At 47.5% G+C, this 11,787-nt stretch carries 14 protein-coding genes and 1 pseudogene; 2 read left to right on the top strand and 13 right to left on the bottom strand.

Going from position 1 to position 11,787, the window contains the following annotated elements; all coding sequences use genetic code 11:
• Positions 1-488: 488 nt before the first annotated feature.
• Both L6H98_RS30320 and L6H98_RS30315 read right to left on the bottom strand, forming a co-directional pair.
• Entirely contained in the window at positions 489-719 is a 231-nt protein-coding gene (locus tag L6H98_RS30320) for a hypothetical protein (protein WP_236421428.1), read from the bottom strand.
• Positions 720-912: 193 nt separating this feature from the next.
• Positions 913-1,530, bottom strand: coding sequence for a stage II sporulation protein M (locus L6H98_RS30315; RefSeq protein ID WP_236421427.1), 618 nt, complete (start codon positions 1,528-1,530; stop codon positions 913-915).
• 134 nt (positions 1,531-1,664) lie between these two features.
• Between L6H98_RS30315 and pdaB the strand changes: the two genes are divergently transcribed.
• Entirely contained in the window at positions 1,665-2,441 is a 777-nt protein-coding gene (gene pdaB, locus L6H98_RS30310; protein ID WP_236421426.1) for a polysaccharide deacetylase family sporulation protein PdaB, read from the top strand.
• 77 nt (positions 2,442-2,518) lie between these two features.
• On the opposite strand, the gene L6H98_RS30305 is transcribed toward pdaB, so the two are convergent.
• Positions 2,519-3,151, bottom strand: a complete 633-nt coding sequence (locus tag L6H98_RS30305; RefSeq protein WP_236421425.1) for a KinB-signaling pathway activation protein — start codon at positions 3,149-3,151, stop codon at positions 2,519-2,521.
• Positions 3,152-3,277: 126 nt separating this feature from the next.
• On the opposite strand from L6H98_RS30305, the gene gerD reads away from it, so the two are divergent.
• The gene (gene gerD, locus L6H98_RS30300; RefSeq protein ID WP_236421424.1) at positions 3,278-4,030 is read left to right on the top strand and encodes a spore germination lipoprotein GerD; all 753 of its coding nucleotides are present in this window, start codon (positions 3,278-3,280) and stop codon (positions 4,028-4,030) included.
• 201 nt (positions 4,031-4,231) lie between these two features.
• Here the strand turns inward: gerD and L6H98_RS30295 are convergent, their stop codons facing one another.
• The 10 genes and pseudogenes from L6H98_RS30295 to rpsK form a co-directional block, all read right to left on the bottom strand.
• Positions 4,232-5,329 (bottom strand): Mrp/NBP35 family ATP-binding protein, encoded by a 1,098-nt coding sequence (locus L6H98_RS30295; RefSeq protein ID WP_236421433.1) that lies wholly within the window; start codon positions 5,327-5,329, stop codon positions 4,232-4,234.
• Between the two features lie 83 nt (positions 5,330-5,412).
• Entirely contained in the window at positions 5,413-6,168 is a 756-nt protein-coding gene (gene cwlD / locus L6H98_RS30290) for an N-acetylmuramoyl-L-alanine amidase CwlD (RefSeq protein WP_236421423.1), read from the bottom strand.
• Positions 6,169-6,245: 77 nt separating this feature from the next.
• Positions 6,246-6,543: pseudogene (gene sat, locus L6H98_RS30285) on the bottom strand (sulfate adenylyltransferase); the annotation flags it as partial.
• A gap of 119 nt (positions 6,544-6,662) precedes the next feature.
• Positions 6,663-7,355: a phosphoadenylyl-sulfate reductase gene (locus L6H98_RS30280; RefSeq protein WP_236421422.1), complete on the bottom strand. Its 693-nt coding sequence runs from the start codon at positions 7,353-7,355 to the stop codon at positions 6,663-6,665.
• A 566-nt stretch (positions 7,356-7,921) separates the two neighbouring features.
• Positions 7,922-8,314: a 30S ribosomal protein S9 gene (gene rpsI / locus L6H98_RS30275; RefSeq protein ID WP_236421421.1), complete on the bottom strand. Its 393-nt coding sequence runs from the start codon at positions 8,312-8,314 to the stop codon at positions 7,922-7,924.
• A gap of 19 nt (positions 8,315-8,333) precedes the next feature.
• Positions 8,334-8,771, bottom strand: coding sequence for a 50S ribosomal protein L13 (gene rplM, locus L6H98_RS30270; protein WP_236421420.1), 438 nt, complete (start codon positions 8,769-8,771; stop codon positions 8,334-8,336).
• A gap of 202 nt (positions 8,772-8,973) precedes the next feature.
• On the bottom strand, positions 8,974-9,747 hold the full coding sequence (truA, locus tag L6H98_RS30265; protein WP_236421432.1) for a tRNA pseudouridine(38-40) synthase TruA: 774 nt from the start codon (positions 9,745-9,747) through the stop codon (positions 8,974-8,976).
• Positions 9,748-9,907: 160 nt separating this feature from the next.
• Positions 9,908-10,273: a 50S ribosomal protein L17 gene (rplQ, locus tag L6H98_RS30260; RefSeq protein WP_236421419.1), complete on the bottom strand. Its 366-nt coding sequence runs from the start codon at positions 10,271-10,273 to the stop codon at positions 9,908-9,910.
• A gap of 33 nt (positions 10,274-10,306) precedes the next feature.
• The gene (locus tag L6H98_RS30255; protein WP_236421418.1) at positions 10,307-11,251 is read right to left on the bottom strand and encodes a DNA-directed RNA polymerase subunit alpha; all 945 of its coding nucleotides are present in this window, start codon (positions 11,249-11,251) and stop codon (positions 10,307-10,309) included.
• 136 nt (positions 11,252-11,387) lie between these two features.
• Positions 11,388-11,783, bottom strand: coding sequence for a 30S ribosomal protein S11 (gene rpsK, locus L6H98_RS30250; RefSeq protein WP_017692100.1), 396 nt, complete (start codon positions 11,781-11,783; stop codon positions 11,388-11,390).
• Positions 11,784-11,787 lie beyond the last annotated feature (4 nt).

Here is an 11,787-nt window from a genome sequence, read left to right as displayed (position 1 = left end):
ATGAATTTCGGTCACGAGGTTAATCGTGATGAAAATCATCTGAGGTATTGAAAAGAGCGATTAGCTCATTTTGAATCTGACGAGATAAAATATCTCAATATCGCTCCGGTGTTCATACAGTCATACGACATGTACCAAAAACCTTCGCATTACTCACTCGTTGTTCAGTTTTCAAAGATCAAACTTCGTTATATTCGCCCTCGCTGTTTTTCAGCGGCGACTTTTATAATATAACACATTCAAAACTTCTTTGCAAGAACTTTTTTTCTTCTATTTTTCATAGAAAATCATCTTGCTAGAAAAACGAATTCCTAAAAAGGAACGAATGTTAATTTATCATATGCTCCGCCAAAGGTCAACCCTTTTCGGAATATTTCTTCCCTGCTTCTCCAAAAAACTTATATATACGGAGGCGTGCCCTACGATCCTGTGCAAACACCTCCGCCTGCCTGATAAAACCGTGAAACTATTTCCCCTTCTCCTAAGCTTCATGATTTGAAATTTTTAACCTTACCGCCTCTCGCATATTTGGACAACTCTTTGGGAGGTGCGAACCTTGCATACATGCGGAACACCGTTTTGTATCGGCTTGCAATCGCGTATTTAATTTCCTGGTCAAGTCGGTGATCACTTAAGTCAAAAAGCATTTCATCCAGCTCTTTGCGTAAAACATAGTCCAATTCCTTGCATTCCTTATCGTTAAACAGCATACCCAGCATTAGAGTTCTCCTTTTTCAGCATATGGATAGTTATGTCATCTCTCGCCTTTCCCGCAAACAAAGGCATTCTATTTGACAACGCGGCGTCAGCAGCGGTTGCCGTTCCTCACTGAAGATTTATTGTAACTGCTGGCACCCGTTTTATTGTTATGGTCAACTTTCAGAAAAATTATGAATGTAATTGCATACAAATTTATCCACGCACAATGCTATACGTAATCGTGCTCTCTATAATGGCGGCAATAAATAACAGAATAACGATCCAACATGAAGCGGCTATCGTCATACGCAGAAATTGTGCCCATTGCCGACCGGTCTGTTGACGTTTCTGGCCGACAAGCTGAATCAAACTACGCAGCGCCAATCCGCCAAATTTCAGCCCAAATGCGCAGGCAATAATAATTACAGGTATTTCGATAATGCCATGAGGCAGCAATCCTTTAACAACGATATCGAACAGACTTGCACCATTACTCGTCGTAACATTAACGAGAAATCCGATCACCATCCCATTAATCAGGAGAAAAACCACTGGCAATATTCCAAAGAAAATACCGGCATATATGACCAGCACACTTTTAATGGCATTGTTGAAGAAAATGAACAAGAAGAAGTTCCACTGCACGTTGCCCCCTTGCTCCAATTGCTCACTGGCTTCGCGCAAGCCCCTGATCTGCCCCAATAACACATCTTCAAGCGCTCCCGTACTGATCCACCCAATACCGATTCCTGCGGCAAACAATATGAACGACCATAAAATCGCGCTCCGAATGGAGCCCATACCTTCTAGAAAGGTGCTGAATTTAAACATGAATACCTCCTGCGGATTCTATTTTTTTCGAATTTGTACGTAAACAACCTTCCGGCTTAAAGAATAACTGGGCGGTACGAGCATACATTGAAAAGTAAACAAGCATTTCTTAGGGGAGAGGGGCGCTTAGCGAAATGAACTCGTTCTATGTATTCAGCGGCAAAAAAATCAAACGGTATCTGATCGTGCTGGCTGCTGCCGTGTTTGCGATTGGAATCATCTATTTGGAAACCGGGGACGTTTCCGTATTTTCGGAGGACACGCCATCTGCTGTGTATAGTGTGCCCACCGAGAAAAAAGTGATCGCTCTTACCTTTGACATCAGTTGGGGCGACAAACGCACAGAACCGATCCTAAAAGTGCTCAAAGAGAACAACGTGCAGAAAGCAACCTTCTTTCTATCATCTCCTTGGAGCAAAACACATCCTGAAATCGTCAGTGCAATCAAAGATGCAGGGTACGAAATCGGCAGTCATGGCCACAAACACGACAACTACAGCAGAATGACGGAAGAAGAGATTCGCAAACAAATTATGACAGCTCACAGCATTTTAACCGATTTGACGGGAAAAGAACCAAACCTCCTGCGTCTGCCGAATGGCGATTTTGACAAACGTGTGCTCCAGGTCGCGAGCAGTCTGAACTACCAGGTGGTGCAGTGGGATACGGATTCCCTCGACTGGAAGAATCCTGGTGCACAGACCATTGTGGACCGCGTTGTCAGCAAAGCCCACCCCGGAGACATCGTTCTACTTCATGCAAGCGATTCTTCCAAACAAACGCATGAAGCGCTTCCTGCCATTATCGCCAAACTGCGCCAACAAGGCTACGAGTTTGCCACCGTGTCCGAACTGCTGAACCATTCCAACGTAAAGGGATCTGAAGTTCGCGATCAAGCCATTTCTCAGTAACCGCCCGAAAAACCAAACGAAAAGAGCTAACCCGGTTAGCTCTTTTGTCATGTATCCATATACGTTTATCGACTGCTTTATGCTTCAATTTTAGGACTTCTGCCTTTACTGCTTACCGGCTGAGCTAATCCCTGCCCTTCCACAAGTCTGTGCAGCAGCAGGATCTGGTATGCATTGCACAGAAGCAATGGAACGACAATAAACACGGTGGCTGCATTAACATCGATGCGGAGTACGCCGATTGTTTCCACGATCGTTGCTGCAATCATGAAAAATAGCGTAGGCACCAACGCGGAAATGTGGGTTTGCTTCACCTTTACGTAAGCGGTAACAATTGCCGCCGCCAAAATGATGATGCCGAGCACAACGTCCGACCATCTTTCTTGCCCCCCTGCGACAAACAACCGCAAAAACATGACATCCAGCAGCGCAAATATGGTTAGCACAATTTGAATGATTTGCCAGGCACGTTTAGGGAAAACGCCTTTGCCCATGTAATTCAAGATCAGATAAGCGAAAAAACCCATTTGCGAATAAACGCTAATCATTACGCCCGAGCCGAGCAGTATGAGGAGATAAAGCAGAATATCGGCGAGACCATTCGTCCTCTCCCCGTTGAACAACATCATAGCAATACCGGTAAAGAGGGAACCAACTGCCCCAATCAGCAGGGCTGTCCAAAACAGAAACAACCATTTACGCAAATTCAAATGTTTTCCACCCCCCGATTGTTTATTTTACCAACCTTCACAGTAAAAAACCATCATCGGCCAACATATTTCGAAGGCGCTTATCACATACTACATCCAGTATCTCATCAAGGAGGGATTATGCCTATGAAACGGCCTTTATGGCAGCTTTGCGGCGTTATGCTGGGCCTCTCCGTCGCACTGGCGGGCTGTGGTTCAGATCAGAATTATTCGGCCCCCCAGGGCAGTTATAAAGAGATGAAAACAATGGTCGTCGATATTCTCAAAAGCGATGAAGGCAAAAAAGCCGTGGAGGAGGCCATAACTGGCCAAAGCTCTTCTGGGGCCGGGGGAACACAAGGTTCTGGCCAAGGCGGAGGAGGAACAGGGACGATCGGCATGAAAATGCTGATGCCTGCGCAATCCTCAGAGCAGATCCGCATCGCGGTGAAGGATACAATTACGGCTCCGGAGTACCAGAAGGAATTTGAAAAGATCATGACGGATCCGCAATTTGCGGGAGAATTCGCCAAAGTGGTCAATGCGCAAAGCAAGCAGCTTCATATGCAGCTTATTAAAGACCCTACGTACCAAAAGTCGATCGAGGACATTATGAAGTCCCCCGAGGTGTCCAAAATGTTCATGGACATGACGAAAACACCCGAATACCGTAAACAAACCATGACGGTTATGCAGGAAGTAATGCAAAATCCGCTTTTCCGCATGGAAGTGTTAACACTGCTCAAAAAGGTTGTGCAGGATGAGTTGCAACCGAAAGTCGAAAGCGGCGGACAACAGAAGCAGGAAGGCCAAAGCGGCCAAGGTCAAGATAGCGGCGACGGCGGGAAAGATGGCGGCGGCGGCGGCGACGGTGGTGGCGGTGGCGGCCAAGGTTCATAAGACAGCGAAACAAACGTTTATAACAACGAGGCAGGACATCATCCACATATATTTTGTTATGAAAGACGTCGAACTCGGCTCGCTTTAATTGGGGTCGGATTGTAATGATCAGAAAGCAATCGATCAGCCTGGGCTTTAGCGGAAATGCTGATTCAACAATAGCTCGCACCCTTCATGGATGCGAGCTTTCCTTTTTAATCTTCAGAACTCGTTATCGATCAATTGGGCAACCTCATCATACAGAGCTCCAATACGCGTATCCGCCTTGAATACCGATGGCGAGAAATCCGGCTCTGAGACGTGGTTATCCGGTGAGCCAAGCGGAATCTGGGCAAGCAGTTTGGTGTGCAGGCTTTCAGCAAGCTGTCCGCCCCCGCCACGACCGAATATGTATTCTTTTTCCCCGCATTTGCCGCACTCGTGGTAAGCCATATTCTCCACAACGCCGAGCAGTTCGTGATTGGTCTGAATCGCCATCGCTCCCGCACGGGCTGCTACAAATGCAGCGGTGGCATGAGGCGTCGTGACGATGATTTCTTTGCTCTGCGGCAGCATCTGATGAACGTCCAGAGCCACGTCGCCGGTTCCAGGCGGCAGGTCCAGCAACATATAATCCAGTTCTCCCCAATTCACGTCGGTAAAGAACTGCCGTAACATGCGTCCAAGCATGGGACCCCGCCAAATTACAGGATTGTTCTCCCGGATGAAAAATCCCATGGACATCACTTTGACGCCAAACCGTTCAACAGGCTGGATGACGCCATCCTCCACGACAGGGTATTCCTCGATGCCCATCATGTCCGGCACACTAAAACCGTAGATATCCGCATCGATCACCCCTACCTTCTTGCCTTGCCGTGCAAGCGCTGTCGCCAAATTCACCGTAACGGTTGATTTCCCCACGCCACCCTTGCCGCTTGCAATTGCAATGAAGCGTACTCCGGATTCCGGGTCAAGCAATTCATGGCCGTCAAGTCCGGCTGCATGGCCTTTTACAAGGACTTCATCCTCCTCTTCCGGTATAGGAGATTCCCCCAATACCTTATCCCGTTCGTGCTCGGATGCCGCACGGAGCCGGATATGTACATCCTCGATCCCATGCTGCAATAAAATGGCTTGTACAGCATCACGAAGAGTTTCTGTGTCCTCCGGCTTATTGTCCAGCGTTACGATGGTGAGGGACACATGATGTTCCTTTACCATGACATCTCGAATCCATTGCAGCTCCGTCAAACTAACGCCCAGTTGTGGCTCTTGCAAAGGCTGCAATAGTTCAAGGATCTGTTCCTTTGATAACATCATCAGACAGCACCTCAGCTTTATCTATTGGCATGTATTTAAATATGCTGCCTTAATTATACCACTCTCATTCTCGCCTGTGGCTACCTTTTGGGCCTTTCCCCGGACGAGTACCGCAAGATGCCATTATAGATGGATGCGGCGACCTTCCGCTGATAGTTCTCATCCGCAAGCAGTCGTGCTTCCTCAGGGTGCGACAAGAAACCAACCTCTACCAGGGCCGAAGGAATTTTCAGGGCCTGCAAAAGATACACCGTATTCACCGTTTTGGCGATCCGGTCGGTGTTTTCGAGATTGCGAATAATCTCGGACTGCAACAGATTGGCCAATGCTTCATTGTCAGGGTGGTTAGGTGTATAGAACACCTGCGCCCCGCTCCACCGGTTGGAAGGAACGCTGTTCATATGAATGCTGATAAAGAGGTCTGCCTGCTTATCCTCAATCCGTCTAACCCTCTGCTTGAGGTCCTCCGTTTTACGTTTGGAGTATCCCTTGGTGTCCGGGGAAGCCAAGTCCTGATCAATCTCCCTGGTCATGACTACCAACGCGCCAGCTTGCTGCAAGTAGTCACGAACATACAGGGCGATGGACAGGTTAATATCTTTCTCGATGACCCCCTGCTTGCTTACGGCCCCTCCATCCGGTCCTCCATGTCCTGCATCAATGGCAATGACTTTGCCGGCCAAAGGCAAGCTCCAGTATCCCGACGTTTTGGCAGAAGGGAGTTCATAAGAGACTACCGCTACAAACATGGCAAGAAGGCACAGACTGAATAAGAGCCGTTTGACCGTGCGTAAACGAATCCACAATACGAAATGTTTACCCACCTTTTTACGCATACAAAAAACCACCTCGTCCCATATAAATGACTCTAATCATCTATATGGGACAAGGTGGACAAATATACCCCTGAGCGCTAGACGCTTACTTGGTCCGTCATTTCTTCGATCAGGATCTTGGCGACCTCAGAACACGTAAATTCCAGTGGCGTGCACTCTCCGTTACGGAGCAAACCACGCACTTTTGTGCCAGACAGCGTCAGATGCTGTGATTTGTCGTGCGGGCACGTTTTGCTCGATGCCATGTTGCTGCATTTGGTGCAAAAGAAGCTATGTCAAGAACAATGGCGTAATGCCCAATTCTTCAGCCGTAAAGTTCGAGAAAATCTCTTGTGCTTCATACGTGCCGTAGTAGTCGCCTACACCTTCATGGTCAGTTTCTCGCTGTCCCGCAGCAATTGTTCACGTTCTTCTCCTTGTGCGACACGCTGTACCAGCGTACCTCCATGAGGCAGAATCGTAGTTATCTTGTCAGCTCGCTGTATAGAATATGGTTATTTGTGCAGCCCGCACTCTGTTTTCTCGTTTCCGGACCAGCGGCCCGCACGTGGATCTTCGCCAGGCATGACCTGACGGGTGCAATGTTCGCAGCCGATGCTTGGATAGTTCTGATCATGAAGCGGATTGTAAATGACATTGTTCGCACGGATGTATTCCCAGACATCATCGGAAGTCCAATGGGCAATCGGATTGAATTTCATCAGCCCGAATTTCAAATCGTATTCTACCTTCTTCGCATTGGCGCGTGTAGGTGCCTGGTCCCGTCGAATTCCTGTAATCCATGCATCGTACTGGGACAAAATCCGAGTCAGCGGTTCTACTTTACGGATGTTGCAGCACGCATTCGGGTCAGATTTCCATAACTCATCCCCATGCTGTGCAGCTTGTTCCTCTGGCGTAATTTTAGGGGAAACACGAACAAAGTCAAGATTATACCGCTCTTTCAGTTTATCGCGAGTCTCATACGTTTCCTTAAAGTGAAAATCGGTATCTAAATAAAAAATGTCCGTAGACGGGCTGATCTTTTGCAGCATGTCTACAAGCACAACGTCTTCTGCACCGAAGCTGCATGCAAACGTAATCTTCGGAAATGTCTCGATCGCGTAACGAATTATATCCTCGGGACTTGCGTTCTCCAACTCCTCGGCCTTCGTGCGCGCAAGCTCTTCCTTTTCGAACAAATTCATGATTGAATATCCCCCCAATCTGCTTTTCAAAAAACATAAAACCGACTAAACGAATATGAATTATACATAGTATAAATCTTTCATTGGCATTGTCAATGCCTGACATTTGGCAAAAATGGCCCTCCAACGCCTGTTAAGGGCTGTTATTTTTATTCACTTCAGCTGCAGCTTTCATCAGTTTTACATTACCAGCGAAGAAAAGTGCAAACGCAGGTCCTGACTAAAGGGAGCGCATTTCGAACAGCTGCATTCAAAGGCGTTGCTGGAGCAAGGCTTTACGAATTGTTCATCATACATCCTTTCAGACTAAAACGTTCCACGCTTCATATCAGATCGAAATTAAGGGAATAAAATGCAAGCCTGAAATGTCCTGTATTCTGTCGTTATCTCTAAGTAATGCTGATGAAATCCATAAGAAATCCTGATGACTTTCATCCATTATGAATTTAACGACAGTTAAATCATGGTTGCAGCCCCTTTCCCTTCATCCATTCATTAAATCTGTGCCTTCCTTTGAAAGATAAAAAAAACCTCTGGCCATAGGCCAAAGGCTTTTGTCGTACAAATTAACGCTTGGAGAACTGAGGAGCGCGACGAGCCGCTTTGAGACCGTATTTTTTACGTTCTTTCATGCGTGGGTCACGAGTCAGGAATCCAGCTTTTTTCAGGGATGCACGGTACTCCGGATCTGCTTTCAGCAGAGCACGGGAGATCCCGTGACGGATTGCACCGGCTTGACCGGAGATTCCGCCACCATGAGCGATAACCAGAACATCGTAGTTGTTCAATGTTTCAGTCAAAGTCAGTGGTTGTTTTACGATCAGTTTAAGAGTTTCCAAACCGAAGTATTCATTGATATCACGTTTATTGATGACAATGCGTCCTTCACCCGGTACGAGACGAACACGAGCTACCGAATGTTTACGACGACCTGTCCCATAGTATTGTACTTGTGCCATGAAACTGTCCTCCTTTTAATTAACCGCGAAGTTCGTAAACTTCTGGTTTTTGTGCTGCATGTGGATGCTCTGTGCCTCTGTACGCTTTGAGTCTCAGCTTCATTTGCTCGCCCATGCGAGTTTTAGGAAGCATGCCGCGAACAGCCAATTCCAACATACGTTCAGGTTTGTTTTTAACCATCTCTTCAGCAGTAGTTACTTTCAAACCACCTGGGTGCATCGAGTGACGGTAGTATTTTTTATCGGACATTTTTTTACCAGTCAATACGATTTTCTCCGCATTGATGATGATAACGAAATCACCAGTATCCACATGTGGAGTGAATTGTGGCTTATGTTTGCCGCGGATCAATGCAGCTGCTTCGCTTGCCAGGCGTCCGAGCGTTTTGCCTTCAGCATCAATGATGTGCCATTTGCGCTCAACTTCGTTTGGCTTCGCCATGTACGTGGTACGCATGAATAGTTCCTCCTTAATTGTTTCCAATCATCATTTTCATTTATCTTCGTTCGTTAAGTTATAACTTTAGGTGTTGATGGATAGTTGTTCATTGTGCAGCTCTTAATTGGGGCTGTGGGAAAGCCATTAAGAAAACACAACTTTTATATTACAGGATAAGGGACAAAATCGCAAGTATAAATTGCAGTTTCGTAAACCAAATTTATTCTTTCTTGTATTCCAGATCCCATAACATCAAACCATGACTTACCGCAGTAGGACCTGCAGCAGCACGATCGCACGCAGCAATCATCTTTGGCACATCAGAGGCTTTCCGCTTGCCCTCTCCGATCTGCAGCAGCGTGCCCACCATGATTCGGACCATATGCTGCAAAAAACCGTTACCGGTCACATAAATGTGAATCACACCTTGATCTCGCGGGTTATCTCTGCACATGGAACGATCCACCTCAAGCCAGGCGTCGTATATGGAACGGACATGGTTATCCTTCTGCGAGTGCCTCGAAGCGAAGGTCGTAAAATCATACGTCCCTATAAAATGACGCAACCCTTCCTGCATGGCCGCGATATCCAGCTTTGCATGGTGATGGTATTGCAGCCTCCTGTTGAACACATCCGCGAATTGGTTCGCATTGATGGTATAGCGGTACGTTTTTCTTTTCGCCTCATATCGGGAGTGAAAATCAAGCGGCACCTCGATCGCATCGATCACGACAATGTCGGAAGGCAAACGGGAGTTTAACGCTACGCACCATCGTTCCACCGGAATTTGGGAAGACGTGTGGAAATTGAAAATTTGCCTGCGGGCGTGAACGCCTGCATCGGTCCTGCCGGAGCCTGTAATCTTGACCTTTTCTCCGGTTAGCTCAAAGATGGCCTTTTCAATATAATCCTGGATCGTATTCCCGTCCGGCTGCGACTGGAAGCCGTAATAAGCCGTACCGTCATAGGTCAACGTCATACACAAGTTGCGCATCATTACCTCACCTTTGTTCCATACTAAGCCTGTTCCTGTCCCGAACAGCAAAAGAAGCCCCTTTCGGAGCTTCAATTACAGCGCGGAATCCGAAATGAAGAGAAAAAAAGGGATGATCCAAAATCCTCAGATTCTGTCCCCTTTCTTATCCCATCTGTTTTTACGCGCGGTCTACCAGTTCCAGGTAAACCATAGGAGCTGCGTCACCACGACGAGGTCCCAGTTTCAGGATACGAGTGTATCCGCCTGGACGCTCAGCGTAACGAGTGGACAGTTCGCTAAACAGTTTTTGGATTGCATCTTGCTCTCCATCGATTGTTTCGCGACGAACGTAAGCTGCCACTTGACGGCGGGCATGAAGATCACCTTGCTTCGCTTTCGTGATCAGTTTTTCAGCAATAGAGCGAACCTCTTTTGCTTTAGCCTCAGTTGTCTGAATGCGTTCGTACAAGAACAGGTCGGTTACCAGATCGCGGAACAAAGCTTTACGCGCGCTGGAGTTACGGCCCAACTTTTGGTATGCCATTGTTTTCCCTCCTCCACACAAGCACTCGGCTGGTTATTCTTCTGTACGAAGTCCCAGTCCCAATTCCTCGAGCTTCTCCTGAACTTCTTCCAAAGACTTGCGACCCAGGTTGCGCACCTTCATCATGTCTTCTTCCGTTTTCGTGGTCAGCTCTTGTACCGTGTTGATGCCGGCACGTTTGAGGCAATTGTAGGAACGAACAGAGAGATCCAACTCTTCGATCGTCATTTCGAGCACTTTTTCTTTTTTGTCTTCTTCTTTTTCAACCATGATCTCTGCGTCTTTCGCTTCGTCTGTAAGACCTACGAAGAGCATCAGATGCTCGGTCAAAATTTTAGCGCCAAGGCTTACTGCCTCTTCCGGACGAATACTTCCGTCAGTCCAAACTTCCAACGTGAGCTTGTCATAGTTGGTTACCTGGCCGACACGCGTATTTTCCACGGCATAATTGACGCGACTGATCGGGGTAAAGATCGAATCGACAGGGATGACGCCGATCGGCTGGTCATCGCGTTTGTTCCGATCTGCCTGGACGTAGCCGCGACCGCGATTGGCAAAAATACGCATATGAAGTCTCGAACCTGGTCCAAGCGTAGCGATATGCAGATCCGGGTTAAGGATCTCCACGTCGGAATCCGCACGAATGTCTCCTGCCGTTACAACTCCTTCGCCTTCAGCATCAATCTCGAGCACTTTCTCCTCGTCCGAATGAATCTTCAGCGACAAAGCTTTCAGGTTCAGGATAATTTCCGTCACATCTTCCATTACGCCAGGAACTGTAGCAAATTCATGTAGAACGCCATCGATTTGAACCGAAGACACTGCCGCACCCGGCAGCGAGGAGAGCAAAATACGGCGAAGCGAGTTGCCCAGCGTCGTACCGTACCCGCGCTCCAGCGGTTCTACTACGAATTTCCCATAGGTGCCATCATCGTTGACGTTTACCGTCTCAATTTTCGGCTTTTCGATTTCAATCACTGCAATACCCCTCCTTCAAAACGTCGGTCCTCTATGAAACATTTACCTTCTCTTGCGAAAACATGTAGTAGTATGCCTAAACAACCATTATTAGCAGATTGCACGGTTTTTATACCACACGCAGGGGCAAATCTCATTAGACACGACGACGTTTTGGAGGACGGCATCCGTTATGCGGGACTGGAGTCACGTCTTTGATCAGGTTAACTTCAAGACCAGCGGCTTGCAAAGAGCGGATCGCAGCTTCACGGCCAGCGCCTGGTCCTTTAACCATAACCTCAACGGCTTTCATACCATGTTCCATTGCAGCTTTGGCAGCAGTCTCAGCAGCCATTTGTGCAGCAAACGGAGTCGATTTACGGGAACCTCTGAATCCGAGGCCGCCGGAACTTGCCCACGAAATTGCGTTTCCGTGAGGATCCGTAATGGTAACGATGGTGTTATTGAACGTGGAGCGGATATGTGCCACGCCAGATTCAATATTTTTACGGTCACGACGTTTAGTACGTACGACTTTTTTCGGTTTAGCCATTTTC

It is taken from the genome of Paenibacillus sp. JJ-223 (assembly GCF_927798175.1).
GTDB classification, from domain to species: domain Bacteria; phylum Bacillota; class Bacilli; order Paenibacillales; family Paenibacillaceae; genus Paenibacillus; species Paenibacillus hubeiensis.
Note: the sequence above shows the minus strand (reverse complement) of the source record. Positions and strands in the feature narration are given on the sequence as shown.